The following is a 16797-nucleotide window of genomic DNA, read 5'->3' on the forward strand; positions in this document are numbered from 1 at the left end:
GCCCCCAGTGCCGACACGTGCCATGTGATGCGAAGGCGTTCTCGAGTACCGCAGAGAGAGCATAGTACATACTGTGCATATGTTGCACACCATGCAACAATTGCTCTCAGTGTTTCAAATCACTCGGTGAAGATGCTGTTGACCAGCGCGGCGGCCCGCTCGACGTGCGGCATCGGCGTGTCGTCGTCGTCACCCGCCTCGCCCTTCGACCAGCGCTCGATACCCGAACGCACCGCGGTCAGGGCCAGCGCGGCGATCAACGCGACGATCTCGTCGTCCGGCCGCATGCCCTGGCGGCGGGCGACCACGTCGGTCAAGTGAGTCTGGAACCGCTCCAGATCGGCGAGAAACGCGGCCAAGACCGCCGGCGAGGTCTTGGCGAGTTCCAGCATGTGGGCCGCGTGTTCGCGCCGCGGAGGCACGTCGCGAAGGTGGTGCGCGGCCAGCGTGATCAGTTCCGCCAGCACCACCGAATAGGGGGCCGGACCTGCGGCGACGAAATCCGCCACCAGCTCGGGGGGGATGTCCGAGGGGCCGTAGGCGAGTGCGGACTCTTTGTTGGGGAAGTAGTTGAAGAACGTGCGCGTCGATATGCCGGCTGCGGCGCAGATCTCGTCGATCGTGACCTTGTCGTATCCGCGTTCCAGCGTCAGGCGCACCGCGGCGTCGCGGATGTCAGCGCTGGTTTGGCGGCGGCGGCGCTCACGCAGACCCATCTGGTTGACGACCACGGCCTCCATAGTTGCACATTCTGCACACTTTGCAGTCAAAATGCGCGGCCTCGGTCATCTCGCCGTTTGGGGAGGCCCCGCCGCCCGCGGCATGCCGACGCAAGACCCGTTCGGGGACAGGCCGATTCAGCCACTGCGGCGCCGGGTGTCAGGCCGCCGATTCGGCCAGGGCACCCCGAAGGTGATCGCACTGGCTGGCGAAGAACTTCACCGACACCGGCGCCTTGTCCACGATCTGGTCGAACGCGTGGAAGGCGCCCGGGGCGATCTCTTCGTGCACCGCGACACCCGCCTGGCGCAGGCGCCGCGCGTACTCCAGGCACTCCTCATAGAACAGGTCCAGTGTGCCGACCCCGATCCACGCCGGCGGCAGGCCGGACAGATCTTCGCGCCGCGCCGGAACGGCTGCTTGGGGGTCGGCGCCGTTGAGGTACCAGCGCCAGGCCAGCTGGTTGTCGGTCCCGGTCCACATGATGCGCTTCTGGCCGCGCTGGCCCATGCCGGTCCGATCATCGAGCATGGGATACACCAGCATTTGGAACGCGAGCTTGACGTCGCCGCGGTCGTGAGCCCGCTGCGCCAGTGCCGCCGCGAAATGCCCACCGGCACTGGCGCCACCCACGGCGATCCGGTTCGGGTCGACCCAGGGCTGGCGCGCGAGCCACAGCAGCGCCGCGTAGCAGTCTTCGAGGGGGGCCGGATACGGGTGCTCGGGGGCGAGGCGGTGTTCGACGGCAGTGACCGCCACCCCCGTGCGGTGGGCCAGCTTGCGAAGGTATTTGTCGTCCTGGGCGGCATGGCCCATGACGGTGCCGCCGCCATGGACCCACAACAGGGCAGGCGCCCGGTCGCGGGCATGGCCGGGACGATGCAGGCGAACCGTCACGTTCTCGTTGACCGTCGCCTCCGGCACGTCGCGCAGCCGCCCCGTGGTACCGAAGACGTTCATGATCGCCCGCTGAACCTTGAGCCCACGGTGCAGGGCATAGCCGTGCGGCAGGAACCGGGCAACCCTCCGAAGACCTGGATCAACCGCCTGCCGCGCGACAAAGGCGTTGTCGGGGAACCTGTTTGCCATCGATGCCCTCGATCCGTTTCGTCGGCGGACACGCTGACCATACAGGGTCAGGATTGTGTCTCGGGGCATCTTCGCCCCGCTGAGCTGCGACGCTTTGCCGGCGGCTGATTGGTCGGCCAGGGGACAGGGTATCCGCAGGCGTGGCTTCGACCCTTACCAAGATCATCAGCGTCCTGGATCCGCGCACCGGCGATACCGTCACGCAGGTGCCGATCACCGAGCCGGCCGACTGTGACGAAGCGGTCAGGCGCGCCGCGGCCGCCGCCGGTGCGTGGGCCCGCACCCCGCCGGCCGAACGGGCCGCCGCGATCGCCGCCGCGGCGGCCGACGTTAGCGCCGCGGCTGAGGAGCTCGCCGAACTCAATGAGCGGGAAACGGGCAAGTTTCGTGGCGACGCGCGCGGCGGCGTGGACGCCGGCGTCGGCGCGCTGTTGCAGTATGCCCAACTCGGGCCGGTGCATCGTGGGCACGCACTGCAGGGCGGATGGTCCGCAACCGATCTGATGGTTCCGCAGCCGCGCGGCGTGGTCGCGGTGATCACCCCGTGGAACGATCCAGTCGCGGTGGCGGCCGGCCTGCTCGGCGCGGCGCTCGTGGCCGGCAATACCGTGGTGCACAAGCCCAGCGAACGTTCCCCGCAGACTGGCCGGCGCTTCGCCGAACTGTTGGCCGCCCGGCTCCCCGAGGGTGTGCTCGAGATCGTGGACGGCGACCAGACGGTCGGGGAACACCTGGCTGCCGCGGAGTTGGTCGATGTCGTCGCGCACGTGGGCAGCAGCGCGACCGGCCGACAGATCGCGCGGGCCTGCGCCGAACGCGGCGCCAAAGCGCTCCTCGAGAATGGCGGCAACGACGCCTTGATCGTCGACGCCGACGTGGACGCGGCCTGGGCGGCTGGGCAAACCGCGCTGGGCGCCTTCGCCAACGCCGGACAGATCGGCGTCTCGGTGGAGCGGGTGTTTGTCGTGCAGTCGATCGCGGACGCGTTCCTCAATGCGTTGATCGACGAGGCGATTTCGTGGGCCGACCGCATCGGGCCCCTGGTCGATACCCGTCACCGCGAGCACGTGCACGCGCACGTCGAAGACGCGACGCGCGCCGGGGCCCACGTTCTGGTCGGCGGCGAGCCGCGACCCGGCCCGGGCTCCTTTTATCCGCCCACGGTGTTGACCGACTGCACGCCCGACATGCTGATCATGCGCGAGGAGACGTTCGGCCCGGTGGCGCCGGTGCGGGTGGTGCCGGACTTCGCCGCCGCGCTGACGGAAGCCGCCGACGACCGCTACGGCCTGGCCGCCAGCGTGCTGACGGGCAACATGGCGCATGCCCAAGAAGCCTGGCGCAGCCTTCCGGTGGGCACGGTGAAGGTCAACGCCGTATTCGGCGGAGCGCCCGGTGGCGCGGCCGAACCCCGGCGGGCCAGCGGTACGGGCTTCGGCTTCGGGCCCGAACTTCTCGACGAGATGACCGCGATGAAGGTGGTGCACTGGTCGGCGCCCGGAAACTGATCGGTAGCAGTTGAATCCGCGGAGGTTTTGCCTCAGTCGGACCCGGCTCTCCAGTTGCCGGGCAGCATGGGGGCGGTCACTCCGCCGCCGAATCTGTCGACGGCCAGCCTGGTCAATCCGGCGGCGCCCAGCTGACCCGCCCCGTCGTGCGAGACGGTCACGGAAGCCAGGGGCGCTTTGCTCGCGTCAGTCAATTCTGGTTCGGGGTCGAGGAATTCGTAACGGTAACCGCGGTGTGTGCGGCCAGGTGCGGCTCGTCGACGCCGCCGCAGCTGCTGCGGCTCTGCAGTCTTGGCCGGCGCGGTCGCCTCAGTCCCGACGGCGGCCACGGCCGCGTTTCGCGCCCTGCCCGCAACGTCGGCGTCGGACCCGGTGCCAAGCGCACCCACCAGGTACGGCGATACGAAATGCTCTGTGCTCATGGCACTTTCCGGCCCCACGACCGAGGGGGGCGGCCCGGGTGGGGCGGCCGACGCAGCCGCAGCGGCCGGTGTGGGTGTCGGCACCGGGGCGGATGTGTGCAACGGGGCGGGACCGACCGCCGGTGCGGTGGCTACCGCAGGAGGCGGAGGCGCCTGGGTGAAAGGAAACGTATTGGCCGGCAGGGGGATCGGAGCCGACGCGGGGACGGGCGTCGTGGCAGCGAGGCCCGCCAGCCCCGCCAAGCCGGCCGACGCTCCGGCGGGAAGCACCACGACCGGGGCCACCAGCCCAAGGGTATAGACCGGGTTGCTCAGGAAGAAACTCAGCAATCCCGCCGGGTTGAACAGCAGAAGGTTGATCAGCACGAGCGTTCGGTGAATCACGAACTGCAGAGCGAGCATCACGATGGTCTCGAGCAGCTGCGCCGGGTTGTGCGCATACATGGGAATCAAGGTCTCCACGCGCGAGAGGAACATCGACAGGCTCGGGTGCATCGACCAGCCTTGCGGCGAAAAGGGATTGAACGGAAACAGCGCTTCGAGCCACTCCTGCAGATTTTGGGGGAGTGAGGTTCCCGTGATGTAGGGGTTGCCGCCGCTCATCCCCGAGCCACCGCTCATTCCGGAACCGGAATCCATGCTGCCGGTGCCCATGTCCGCGTGCACGATTCGTGGTGCCGCCGTGGCGCGCGGGGCCGCGGCAACCGCCGCCGTGGACACCGCCTGGTAGGTGCTCATGGTCGTGGCGGCCTGAACCCACATTCGCGAGTAGTCGGCCTCGTTCAGCGCGATCGGAATCGTGTTGACGCCGAAGAAGTTGGTCGCCACCAGCACGGCATGCATGGCGTGGTTGGCGGCCAGCTCACCCGGTGTCGGCATCGCTGCCAACGCCGCGGTGTATGCCGTCGCGGCCGCCTCGTGTTGGGCGGCCATCCCGGCGCTGTCGGCGCTGGACTGCAGCAGCCAGCCGAGGTACGGCACGTGGGCGGCCACGTATCGCGCGCCGCTTGGCCCGTCCCACGCGCCGGCCTGGACCGCACCGAGGAGCGCGTCGAGGTCACCGGCGACCGCGGCATACTCGGCGCTCAACGAGTTCCAGGCGCCGGCCGCGGCCAGCAGCGGCCCGGGTCCCGGACCGCTGAACAACAGCGTCGAATGGACCTCCGGCGGGAAGGCGATCCAGATCGGTGCCGTCATCGCCGGTTCGTCGATCCCTGCCGCGGTCGCCGGCCAGGGTTGTCAGGGAGAGAAGTCAGCGCTGGGTCCTTTCGGCCGAGACCCACCGTCATGCCCGAAGCCGCTCGATGCACGCGGTCCCGGGGCCGCCGGCGGGCCGGTCTGCAGGCAGATCGTAGGCCGATATCGTTACTCGAATACGGTGTATACCCTGTGATATTCCTGTATATGCGGAACAAAACGGCAGATATATCCGCATCCTGATCATCTGGCTGTGCCGGGCTGCGGCAGCATCACACAGTGAAACGGGGCGCGTGGCGGGAACCGGGCGAGGTCGGACGGCGCGAATGAAAGGTCGCGATTAAGGCACTCCGGTTTTGTCTGAGCCGATCCGCCGGCCGTAGCTGCTTACGGTGCAGCGGACGGTGGCCAAGTTCGCTGGGTGTCCTCCTCGGCCGCGCCGGCGGGCGCGCAAGACGACGCGGCGCTGGGCAGGCCGGTATGTATTGCGAACGGGCCGTGCGGTACTGGGGAATCCGACGGTACGGGTTGACCGTATTCGGCTGGTGACCACGCGGATCCACCGTGCATCGTGCGCCCGGCGCCGGCGGGATTGGCAGAGCTGCTCTGCTGTGACATCGCCCCTACCGGATCCGGTGCGGCCAATCGTTCGTCCGCCAAAGGTTGGCCAGGGGCCGAAGCAGGGTGCTCGGCCGAACGCTGGGCGTCGGCGCTCGATTGGGCAGACTGCGGTGACGGCATGGGCGCCGACGGCGCCTGCGCGCTGTAGTACCGCGCGAGCTGGTTGTAGTAGTCGACGTACGCTTCATAGCCGGCGTAACCGGCGCCTGTGCCGGCGCGCCGGCGTAACAACGCGGCCACCGCGGCGGTGGCCTGCGCGCTGTTGAGCACCGCCATGACGATAAGTGGCCATCCGCGGTCCGTCCCCAGAACACTCGACGAGAGCGCATCGAGGAACCCCATTGCGGCCAATGCTGCGACCGCAAGTTCGTGCGGCTCCTGCCGCGGCAACAGCGCGAATCCGGCGCCCAGTGCCGCCAACGATGCGAACCGCACACTCCATCCGTCGGCTCCGCCGCCGTGGACCACGGGGCTGAAGCCGAGGAGGTAGGCGGCCAGCCCAAGGACCGCCACAACCAGGAAAAGTCGGCGCTGCGACCGGGTTTCAGTGCCGGATTGGCCGATGCTTCCAGCGCTTGGCCGGGTGGCGGGCCGATAGGACGTGCGATCCTGAGTAGTACCACGCGAATAGACCACGGTCACTCCCGCGCTTTGGGAATTCGTTGCCGTTGACTGCGGGTCCACGCTAGCGCACCAGCCCCGGTGCAGCCAGGTGGCCAGGATGCGGGCTCAGTCGCTGTCGCTGTCGGCGGTGTCGAGGTAGCGCATCTCCTCATCGGTGGCCACCATGGTCACCAGCGCCGAACCTGCGCGGGTGTGCACCTCGACGACGGCATCCTCCACGGAGATCAAGTCAAGGGTGACATCAGCGGTCGAGGACGTGAGCGACGTCGTCGGCGGGGCGACCGTCATGCTGGTCACCCCCGCCCGTACCGTCCGCTCAGCCACCCCGTCGAACATCTCGACGGTGTAGTCGCGGTTGGCCCCGGCTTGCATTGTGCCGCGGTCGAAGTCCGTGACCCACAACAGATCGGGGCAGTCGACCTCGTCCACCATGTGCCGCCACCGGCCGGGCCTCCCGCTGTGCACCAGCACTCGCGCGCCCAATGCCAGCGACCGCAGTACCACCTGCTGCGCGAGGTGAAGCGTGCCGCGAATCTCGACGCGACTGATCTGCGGCCCGAACAGCGGCACCGCCACCGCGCGGCCCTGCTCGTCGGCGCCGATGACCTGACCGCACCCCGATGCCGGCACCGCCAGCCCAGCCGCGTCGCAGTTCGCGGCGTCGACCCAATGCCCCGTCGAGCGGGCCGGTTGCGAAACCGGGAGGCTGGCGGTGAGGGCGGAGAACTGTAACCCCCGCAAGTGGATCAGACCGGCGTGGCGGACAAGTGGTTGCGCGGCATCACCGTCGAAACGGACCAAGCCGCGAATCATCACCTGCTCCCGCGCGGTTCCTGCGCGCAATGACAGGCAAACCGTCGTCGAGTAACTGGAAACGGTCCACGGCATTGCCAGGCCCGCGGTGTTCAGCGAATCAGGCGCGACGGCGAAGCTGGTCAGCCGGAAATGCCCATCGCGGCACATGTCTCGCGTTTCCTCGACCGTGGTCAGGTTGACCCCGTCGCCGAGCTGATTGGTGGCGCGTGCGATCCCGCTGGCGTTGAGGATGTGCGGTCGCAGACCTGCTTCGACCAGCCGACGCGCCACCCGGCGGGTGGCGGTGGTGGCGGTGCGCAGAATGCCTTCCCGGCCGCCGCCGCGGCGGCGCACCGCGTCGGCGCACCGCGACGGATCGAGACGCACCACGACGAAGACGCTGCGCTGCGCGATGGCGGGCAAGGGGCCCAATGTCGCGTCGTAGATCGCGGCCACGCGGGTGTGGCCGTATGAGCGGGCTCCCTGGCTGATGATGTCGATAGCGGCCACGGTGATGTCTGACTGGCGCAGGCAGTCGGCCAGCAAGCCCACTGGCACCATCTCGCCCGACACCGTCATACCCGGTTCCAGGACGGTCATCTCCCGCGGGTTGTCCTCAATCTTCAGCACCGACAGTAATGTGGCACCGTCCCAGCGGAATCCGATCTGCTCGTCTTCGCCGGTCTGGACGTCGAACGGATCGGCGACCACGGGTTTGCGCGCGCGAAGGCCACGGTCGGCGACGTATCCGGCGTGATGGGCGATCCGGGCGGGCAGCGTGTCGCCGCGCACCGGCGCCACGATTGCGCAGCCCAGCGCTAGACCTGCGGCCGCGCCCCACCACCCCGACACGTCCAGCCATGCCGCGGTCAGCATGCCGGCGGCAACCGAAACCTCCGCCGTGAGCAATTCACTCAGCGGTAACCAGCGCTGCACCCTCACGTCACTCCCGCTCGTGCGCGGGCCGTAGTCTGGCGACGCTCCCGTGATCGTCTGCGACGCGAGCTGCCTCCCAGAGGACACTGTTGACCTCCTGTTCGCTGCGAAGAAGCAACGGCCGCACCATGATTAACCTGATCGTGCTATACCGTACCGTCGCAAGGCAGCCTGCCAGACGGTGACGGGGGAGGGGCGATGCCAGCGCAAGTTACCACGCGCGCGCAGGTCAACGGATACCGATTTTTGATCCGGCGCCTTGAACACGCGCTGATCCGCGGCGACTCGCGAATGATCCACGACCCGATGCGCGGCCAGATACGCGCCCTTCTGGTCGGTCTGTTCACGGCGGTACTCGTCACCGGCGCGTGCGCGGTGCTCGCCTTCTTCAAACCGGCGCCGAACTTCGGCGACGCAACGATCTTGCTCAGCAAGTCGAGCGGTGCGCTGTTCGTCCGCATCGGCGGCCGGCTGCACCCGGTGCTCAATCTCGCCTCGGCGCGGCTGATCGTGGGGAAGAACGACAAGCCGAAAGAAGTCGACGACAAGTTCCTCAACGTGTTGCCCCGCGGCTCGATGGTCGGCATCGTCGGCGCGCCGACCAGCATCCGTGGCGGCGCCGACATGACCACCTCATCGTGGACCGTCTGCGACACCGTGCAGTCTCCCGCGGTGACTGAACCGACCGGCGCGGCCACCGTGGACACCACGGTGTTGGCCGTTTCCCCGGTACTCGGCGGCAACGTCCGCGCGGCTGACCCCGCGCAGGCGATCCTGACTGCCGTCGGCGGCACCAGCTACCTCATCTACGACGGCGTCCGCGCGCCGATCGACCTGTCAAACCCTGCTGTGCTCAATGGACTTCACCTGCAGGGCGCGCCGACACGTCCGATCTCGCGCGGGTTACTCAACGCGTTCCCGATGGTCGAACCGATCGCCCCGGTCGCCATCGACGGGATCGGCGAGGCCAGCGCGGCGCTGGGGCCGGGATATCCGGTCGGCTCCATTGTCAAGACCGTCGACTCCCGCGGCGAACAACGCTATGTCGTGCTGCGTGAAGGAGTGCAGCCCGTCTCGGCCGCCACCGCCGACATCATTCGCTACGGCGAACCCGACACCGCCGAGGTATCCACGCGCGACGCACGGGTGATCGCCCCCGCTGTGGTGGCGGCGGCACCGGTCGTGCATCGGCTGCCGGTCGACCGTTACCCCTCGGTTTCGCCGCAGATCCTGCCGGTTGACCCGGATCGGGTGGTCTGCATGGCCTGGCAACGACCCAATACCGCTGCGCTGGCGGCGATTAGGTTATTCGTCGGGCACCGGTTGCCTATGCCCGACGGCGCTCAGAGCGTAACGTTGGCAGGCGCCGGTAGCGACGGCGCCCATGCCGGCGACGTCTATTTGCCGCCGGGCAGCGGGGAGTATGTGCAGGCGACGGGCGGTGAGCCCGACAGCCACCGGGTTGGCCAGCTCTACTACATCTCCGACACCGGAGTGCGGTATCACATCAAAGACGCTCAGTCCGCAGAGGCGCTCGGCGTGACCGGTGTGAAGGCGCCCGATCGACCGGCCGATGCGCCTCAACTCGCACCCTGGCCGGCCCTGTCGCTGCTGCCGTCGGGTCCTGAGCTGTCGCAGGAGGCGGCCTTGATCGCACATGACGGCGTAGCGGCTGACCCTCACAGCGTGAAGGTCCAGCCGCCGAGCCGCTGACAGCCACCGGCGACCGTGTGCGCTTTGGGGCAGCGGGCCTGTCACCTGACTTTGCGGCCAGTCAGACCCGCAGCTCCCGAAAGAACGCGTACAACCGAATAATCCAGAACAGCAGTGGAAACAGCGACCCCACGGCCAGGTATTCCAGGATCTCGACCTGGCGACGCAATACGGGGGAGAACTCCAACCGCGGGGCGACCAGTCCGCAAAATCCGGCCAGGGCCATCAGCGCGATCAGCGCGACAGTGGCGACCGACTGTTGGCCGGGCAGGTCGACCGCGGATTTGACGATGACTGCGATGGCGATCATTAGCCCAGCGCCGATGAGCGTTGCCGACTGCACCGCGTTGTGGTGCCCGCGCCCGCGCAGGCATAACACCGCGGCCACCAGGATCGCGAAAATGGTTTCCTGCCTGAAGGTTTCGCTACCCGCATCGACGGTCAGATAGCAGCCGACGACCGCCGTCAGCGCGGCCGCGATCAGGATCCCCGTGAGGTACTGGCTGGCCCGGCCGACTCGGGCGAGCATGTCGGCCTCGGTGGGAATCACCTGCTTGCCGACCGCGTCCACACCCTCCACGGTGGGCGCTCCCTGGGTTTCGATGTCGTCGAGCGGCTCGCCGGCGGTAGGCACCCGCGGAATCGGTAGCCGCGAAACCAGGATCGCTGTCCGCGGCGCCAAGTAGACGACGACGACCGACACCGTGGTCAGCACCGCGCCCACCGTGTGCACCGGCGGCTGCCACAGTAGCCAGGCGCACGCGGCGGTGCCCGCCAATGCGGCCGCGGTGATCACCGCGGTGTGCAGCACGCGTCCTGTCGCGGAAACCAGCAACACCACAACAGACCCCAGCGCGCTGAGCGCGCAAGCCATCGGCAGGGAAGTGGCGCCAAACCCGCCCGGCACCACGTACAACGCCCCAGCGAACAGCAGCGGCAACGCCACCGCGGCGACCCACCCGGACAGCTGCGACGTAGCCGCGCGCACGCCGAGCACGCAAGCGAACATCATGGCCGCCGCTCCCAGACCCAACGCCGCGACCGGCACCCACCGCTGATCGGCCCAGCCCGATACCAGAGCGGCCAGCGTCAGGGCGGCCGTTAGGGCGACGCCAAACCAGTGTCGCGCCTCCATATCGCCGGTCGTCCAAAGATTTAGCGCCGATGAATTTTTGGTAGCCGTTTCGTCGACGTCATCGAACAGCAGCGTGGCCACCGGTCGCTTCGTCTCAGCGAGCATCAAAAGGTCGCCGTCATAGACCCCCGCCTGGTCGAGCGAGCGCTGCGGATCGATCGGTTCGCGACCCAGCGGCGCCAGCGTCCAGCCGTCCGCGGTGTCGAACCGCACCTCGACGGCCGGCGCGCGGGCAGCGAGCTGCTCGTTGGCGATGTCGATCACGTCGTCGATGAAGGCGGCGATGGGGACATGGGCGGGCAGCCCGACGTCGAGACTGATAGTCGCTACCAGCAACGTCAGCCGGCTCAGCTCGGGTTCGGACTGGCTATCCGGATCGAGGTCAGACAGCAATGGCGGTAGAGTCAAACCCCGTCGGCCTCCTGGGAATTGGGGCGGGTTGACGCTGACAATACCTACCAAGACCGGCCGCCGTCCCGGTGCCGGGTTGGGGAACTGTCGGGGGGTTTGTGAGCACTCAGGGTTTTGTTCGCCGAGCGCGGGTGGTGCCGCCGCCGATGCCCGGCGGGGAATTGAACATGGAGGCACCACCCGAGGTCCCGCGGGTCCTGCCCGGCAACCTGGTGTTGCGCCTGATGCCGCTGATGATGGTGGTCGCCGTGGTCGGCATGATCGCGCTGATGGTCACCGTCGGGGGTCGCGACCTGTCGCGCAACCCGATGTTCCTGATTTTCCCGATGATGATGGTCATGTCGGTGGCCGGCATGTTTCTGGGCGGCGGCGGCCGCACCGGAAAGGCGGCCGCCGAACTCAACGAGGAACGTAAGGACTACTTCAGCTATCTGGCCAACCTGCGGGAACAGGTCGACAACACCGGCGAGTCCCAGCGCCTCGCGCTGGAGTGGAGCCATCCCGACCCACGCGCATTGGCCGATGTGGTTGGCACCAGGCGGATGTGGGAACGCCGGCCGGCCGATGCCGACTACTGCCATGTCCGGCTGGGCATCGGCACCCATCGACTGGCTACCCGCATGCTGGCGCCCGAGACCGGTCCGCCCGAAGATCTCGAACCGGTCGCCACCGTGGCGCTGCGCCGATTCGTCAAGACCCACGCGGTGGTGCACGCATTGCCGACTGCGGTGTCGCTGAGGGCCTTCCCGGCCATCACCTTCGAGGGCCAGCGCAACATGGTCCGCCAATTGGTGCGCTCAATGCTGCTCGAGCTGTGCACGTTCCACGGACCGGATCACGTGCAAGTCGCCATGGTGACCGCTGACCCCGACGGCGAGCACTGGGGTTGGCTCAAGTGGCTGCCGCACGCCCAGCACCCCAATTCCCGCGATGGCATGGGATCGGTCCGGCTGCTGGTCCCTGCCCTGGCGCAACTGGAAACCCTGCTCGCCTCCGATTTCGCCGAGCGTGGCCGCTTCAGCCGCACCGCACCGCCGACCGAGGGAACCAAACAATTAGTCGTCGTCCTCGACGACGGATACGTCAGCGGTGAGGAGCGGCTGGTCACTGACGCCGGCATGGACAGCGTGACGGTGCTCGATCTCAACGGTCCCCGCCAGGGTGTCGCGGCTCGACGCAACCTTCAACTGGTCGTCGATGGCGAAGACGTCGCCGCGCACACCGCAAGTGGCACCGAACGGTTCGCGACCCCCGACTCGCTCACCACCGCAGAGGCGGAGACCACAGCGCGACGCATCGGCCGCTACCGCCCGGCCAGCGCCGCCCACATCATCAATCTCCATGCCGCCACGGGCGTGACAGACCCTGGGTTGATGGCGCTGCTCCGTATCGCCGACGCGGCAGACATTGTGCCGGAACAGGTATGGCGTCCTCGATCACCGCGCGAGCGACTGCGGGTGCCTATCGGCACCACCCCCACAGGGCAGCCCGTCGAACTTGACATCAAGGAGTCCGCCGAGGGAGGGATGGGCCCGCACGGACTGTGCATCGGCGCCACCGGATCGGGTAAATCCGAATTGCTGCGCACACTGGTGTTGTCGATGGTCACCACACATTCGCCGGACGCGCTGAACCTGGTGCTCGTCGACTTCAAGGGCGGCGCCACATTCCTTGGACTCGAAGGTCTGGCCCACATCGCCGCGATCATCACCAACCTCGAAGACGAACTGACGCTGGTGGACCGGATGCGTGACGCGCTGGCGGGCGAGGTGAACAGGCGTCAAGAAGTGCTGCGCGCCGCCGGCAACCTGCCCAACGTCACCGAATACGAACGAGCCCGCGCCGGCGGCGCCGACCTGCCGCCGCTGCCGGCGCTGTTCATCGTGGTCGACGAGTTTTCCGAGCTGCTCTCCCAGAAGCCGGATTTCGCCGAGCTGTTCGTGATGATCGGGCGGCTGGGCAGATCCCTGCACATGCACCTGCTGCTGGCCTCCCAGCGTCTCGAAGAAGGCAAGCTGCGCGGCCTGGACTCGCATCTGTCCTACCGCATCGCGCTGAAAACCTTCACGTCGGGCGAGTCACGCAGCGTACTGGGAGTGCCCGACGCGTACCACCTGCCCAGCGTGCCCGGCTCGGCGTTCCTCAAGTGTGACGTCGACGAGCCGGTCCGGTTCAATACCAGCTACGTCTCCGGCGAATACGTCAAACCCAGGGTGTCCGCGCGCACGGGTCGCACCTCCGCGTTGGGGGCACTGGCGCCCAAACTGTTCACTGCCGTGCCCGTGCCGGCCGCCGAAGCGGCGCCTGCGCCCGCCCCGAGCCCAGCGGAACCGGCAGCGGAAACCCCCGCAGCGTCGGGTCCGAAGAAAACCACCGTCCTCGACGTGGTGGTCGGCCGGCTACGCGGACACGGGCGCCCCGCCCATGAAGTGTGGCTCCCGCCGCTCGCCGACAGCCCCGCGGTCAACGAGTTGCTCACCGACTCCGACTGGCGTGCCGCGCAGAACCTGACCGGCCAGCTTCGCATGCCGATCGGGGTCGTGGACCGGCCCTACGACCAGCGCCGTGACGTCTTGATGGTCGATCTGTCCGGCGCGCAAGGCAACGTGGCCGTGGTCGGCGGCCCGCAGTCGGGTAAATCCACGGCGCTGCGCACCCTGATCATGGCGGCCGCGGCTACGCACACCCCGGAGCAGTTGCAGTTTTACTGCCTGGACTTCGGCGGAGGCACCCTGGCCGGGCTGGCGGGCATGCCGCACGTCGGTGGGGTGGCCGCACGTATGGACTCCGACGCGATCCGGCGCACCGTCGCTGAAGTGGCGGGCGTGCTTCGTGCCCGGGAACTTCGTTTTCGTGACCTGGGCATCGAATCCATGCGCGAATTCCGGACTCGCAAGGCACAATTGGCCGCGCTTTCTGCCGAAGCATGCGGCGACGACCCCTTGGCGCATGACAGCTTCGGCGATGTCGTGCTTGTCGTTGACGGCTGGGCATCGATCAAAAGCGATTTCGAGGCCCTCGAGCCCGTGCTGCAGTCGATAGCAATCCAGGGCCTGTCTTACGGTGTGCACCTGGCGATCTCGGCGTCACGTTGGATGGAGATCCGCCCCGCCGTCAAGGACATGCTCGGCACCCGCATCGAGCTGCGGCTGGGTGATCCGATCGATAGCGAGGTGGGCCGGCGGTCGGCCGAATTGGTTCCGGTCGGCCGGCCCGGCCGGGGCATCAACCCCCAGGGCCTGCACATCCTGATAGCCCTGCCGCGGCTGGACTCGGCAAACACCGTCGAGGATCTGCCGGCCGGGGTGGCCGGCGCCGTAGCGGCGATGCGCGCCCACTATGGCCGCCGGCAGGCGCCGCCAGTCCGGATGTTGCCGCACAACGTCGAGCGCGGGAAGGTCGTCGCGGCGGCGGCCGAGGCCGGGCTGTTGAGCCACTCGCGCATCGCGATCGGCATCGACGAGGAGGAACTCGCCCCGGTCGTCGTCGATTTCGACGCACAGCCGCACCTGGTGGCCTTGGCCGACTCCGAGTGCGGCAAGACGGGTCTGTTGCGCAACATCGCCGCCGGCGTGATGGAGAACGCCACACCCGACCAAGCCAAGATCATCGTCGTCGATTTCCGTCGCTCGCTCCTGGGCGTCGTCGACGACGCATACCTTGGCGGCTACGCCAGTGCCCCGCAGTCGTGCACCGAACTGATGACCGCACTGGCCGGTGCCCTCAAAGACCGACTCCCGCCTGCCGACATCACCCAGCAGCAACTCAAGGATCGGTCGTGGTGGTCCGGACCGGAATTGTTCGTACTGGTCGACGACTACGACCTGTTGGGTGGCAACGCCCTGAGCCATCCGCTCGGCCCGCTGCTCGAATACCTGCCCCAGGCACGCGATATCGGTTTGCGCGTTGCGGTCACCCGACGCACCGGAGGTGCCGCCCGCGCGCTGATGGACCCGTTCGTCGGTCGCCTCAAGGACTTGTCCTGCAACGCGCTGGTGATGAGCGGTAGCAAAGAGGAAGGTCCGCTGTTCGGTGGCTACAAGGCCAGCCCGATGCCGCCCGGGCGGGGAATGCTGATCTCGCGCACCATGAAGGAGGGCGTGATCCAGTTGTCCAGGATGCCTGACCGATGACCGGGGTGAGCGAGCTGCGTCCGGTCGTCGCGGCCCGACCCGCACGGATCCGGGTTTCGGTGCTCGGCACGCTGACCCAGCTCGATGTCGCCCTGCCGGCGGACATTCCGGTGGCGGCCTTGTTGCCCGAGCTGGTGACGCTGATCCACTCCCGCCAGACCCGTGACGTCGAGGATCCCGCCGCCCGCGACGAACGTCGCAGCTTTTGGGTGCTGACCCGACTGGGCGGGGAGCCGCTGCCCCCCGACCAGACGCTGCGGGCCATCGGCATCGCCGACAACGAGTTGTTGCGCCTCTGCGAACAGCGCGCACTCTCACCACCGACGCTGTACGACGACGTCGTCGATGCCGCCGCCCGGCTGAACCGGACGCTGCACCCGGCTTGGACTTCCGGTACGGCCCAAACGATGGGCTTCGTAGGACTGTGGCTGTCTGCCGCGGCGTGGCTTTTCCTCTTGTTGGAGGGGTCGCCCGCGACATACCGCCGCGCCGTGGTCGCCGGCGCTGCGCTGACCGCGCTCAGCCTGATCGCCGTTGCGACGGTCGCGAGCCGCACCCCGCGCTTGAGCCCCATCGCCGCCGCAACCGCCTGGCCGCCCATTGCGCTGGGAGCCGCGCTGGGCTGGAACCTGGCAGCACCGCACGGACCCTACGCCGTGGCTGCGGCAAGCGCGATCCTGCTGGGCCTCGCCGTACTCTGCCAGCGGATCATCGGCGCCGCGCACTGGGCCTATTTGGGTGCGGAGGTGATATTGGGCTTCTCGGGCCTTGCTTTTCTCGGTCGGGGTCTGGCCGTACCCGTGGCGCTGCTGGCGGTGCCGGCAGCCACCATAGCGACGGTGGCTGCACTGGCCGTTCCCACCGTCTTCTCGCGGCTATCGCGCGTCCCCGCACCGCCGGTCAAGGCACGCCGCAAGCGCCGACCCGGGGCCACGATGCCGGGATTCACGCCGACACCAACGGATTCGGCTGAGGGCAACGACCCCGGCAGCGATATGCCCGGGGCTGAGCAGGTGTGGGCCCGGGTCCACGCGGTGGCGCTGACTCGGGCGGGCCTGCTGGCGGGTCTGGCGGCCGTCGTCGCGACGAGCTGCGCGGTGCTGCAGCGCACCGACCCCGGATGGGCGGCGTTGGCCTTCGCGCTGGTCTGCGCGACGGTGCTGGCGCTGCGCAGCCGGCGGGTTGGCACGCTCGCCGAGCGGGCCGCGCTGGCGGCGCCCGCCGTGGCACTGACGTTGGCCGTGTGCGTGCAGACTCAGGCCGGGGATTTCCCGCTACGGCTGACCGGAATTGGCGTACTCGCCGTCTTGGCCGCGGCGGCGACGCTGGCCGGCGCGTTGGCGCCACAGAGCCGTGTGCGGCAATGGTGTTCGGTTGCAGCGCCCTACCTGGACTACGCCGCCACGGGTGCACTGATACCTGTGGGGCTGTGGGTGATGGGCATCTACGGCAGGCTGCACTGGTGAGTGGCAGCTCCCGTCGCGCCGCGGCGC

The 16797-nt window shown here is 68.4% G+C and carries 10 protein-coding genes; 4 read left to right on the forward strand and 6 right to left on the reverse strand.

From position 1 onward, the window contains the following. Nucleotides 1-119 precede the first annotated feature (119 nt). Both C1737_RS04835 and C1737_RS04840 read right to left on the reverse strand, forming a co-directional pair. Nucleotides 120-740, reverse strand: coding sequence for a TetR/AcrR family transcriptional regulator (locus C1737_RS04835; RefSeq protein WP_067927762.1), 621 nt, complete (start codon nt 738-740; stop codon nt 120-122). A gap of 139 nt (nt 741-879) precedes the next feature. Beyond that, nucleotides 880-1809 carry an alpha/beta hydrolase gene (locus tag C1737_RS04840; RefSeq protein ID WP_102417382.1) on the reverse strand — a complete coding sequence of 310 codons (930 nt, stop codon included), beginning with the start codon at nt 1807-1809 and terminating at the stop codon, nt 880-882. Nucleotides 1810-1949: 140 nt separating this feature from the next. On the opposite strand from C1737_RS04840, the gene C1737_RS04845 reads away from it, so the two are divergent. Continuing rightward, the gene (locus C1737_RS04845) at nt 1950-3317 is read left to right on the forward strand and encodes an aldehyde dehydrogenase (protein ID WP_369807478.1); all 1368 of its coding nucleotides are present in this window, start codon (nt 1950-1952) and stop codon (nt 3315-3317) included. A 32-nt stretch (nt 3318-3349) separates the two neighbouring features. Here the strand turns inward: C1737_RS04845 and C1737_RS04850 are convergent, their stop codons facing one another. From C1737_RS04850 to eccE, 3 genes are all read right to left on the reverse strand, one after another. Beyond that, the gene (locus C1737_RS04850; protein ID WP_102417383.1) at nt 3350-4936 is read right to left on the reverse strand and encodes a PPE domain-containing protein; all 1587 of its coding nucleotides are present in this window, start codon (nt 4934-4936) and stop codon (nt 3350-3352) included. Nucleotides 4937-5323: 387 nt separating this feature from the next. After that, nucleotides 5324-6241 (reverse strand): DUF5336 domain-containing protein, encoded by a 918-nt coding sequence (locus C1737_RS04855; RefSeq protein WP_369807480.1) that lies wholly within the window; start codon nt 6239-6241, stop codon nt 5324-5326. 45 nt (nt 6242-6286) lie between these two features. Continuing rightward, nucleotides 6287-7918 carry a type VII secretion protein EccE gene (eccE, locus tag C1737_RS04860; RefSeq protein WP_231980226.1) on the reverse strand — a complete coding sequence of 544 codons (1632 nt, stop codon included), beginning with the start codon at nt 7916-7918 and terminating at the stop codon, nt 6287-6289. A gap of 192 nt (nt 7919-8110) precedes the next feature. Between eccE and eccB the strand changes: the two genes are divergently transcribed. After that, the gene (gene eccB, locus C1737_RS04865; RefSeq protein ID WP_102417385.1) at nt 8111-9625 is read left to right on the forward strand and encodes a type VII secretion protein EccB; all 1515 of its coding nucleotides are present in this window, start codon (nt 8111-8113) and stop codon (nt 9623-9625) included. Nucleotides 9626-9686: 61 nt separating this feature from the next. On the opposite strand, the gene eccD (C1737_RS04870) is transcribed toward eccB, so the two are convergent. Next, on the reverse strand, nt 9687-11153 hold the full coding sequence (gene eccD / locus C1737_RS04870; protein ID WP_233214654.1) for a type VII secretion integral membrane protein EccD: 1467 nt from the start codon (nt 11151-11153) through the stop codon (nt 9687-9689). A 116-nt stretch (nt 11154-11269) separates the two neighbouring features. Here eccD (C1737_RS04870) and eccCa point away from each other — a divergent pair, with 116 nt between their 5' ends. Both eccCa and eccD (C1737_RS04880) read left to right on the forward strand, forming a co-directional pair. Further along, nucleotides 11270-15304, forward strand: coding sequence for a type VII secretion protein EccCa (gene eccCa / locus C1737_RS04875; protein ID WP_199182781.1), 4035 nt, complete (start codon nt 11270-11272; stop codon nt 15302-15304). Continuing rightward, nucleotides 15301-16770 (forward strand): type VII secretion integral membrane protein EccD, encoded by a 1470-nt coding sequence (gene eccD, locus C1737_RS04880; protein ID WP_102417387.1) that lies wholly within the window; start codon nt 15301-15303, stop codon nt 16768-16770. Before eccCa ends, eccD (C1737_RS04880) begins: the two co-directional genes overlap by 4 nt. The last annotated feature ends 27 nt before the right edge of the window (nt 16771-16797 follow it).

The sequence above is a fragment of the Mycobacterium sp. 4858 genome (assembly GCF_900240975.1).
In the GTDB taxonomy this organism is placed as follows: domain Bacteria; phylum Actinomycetota; class Actinomycetes; order Mycobacteriales; family Mycobacteriaceae; genus Mycobacterium.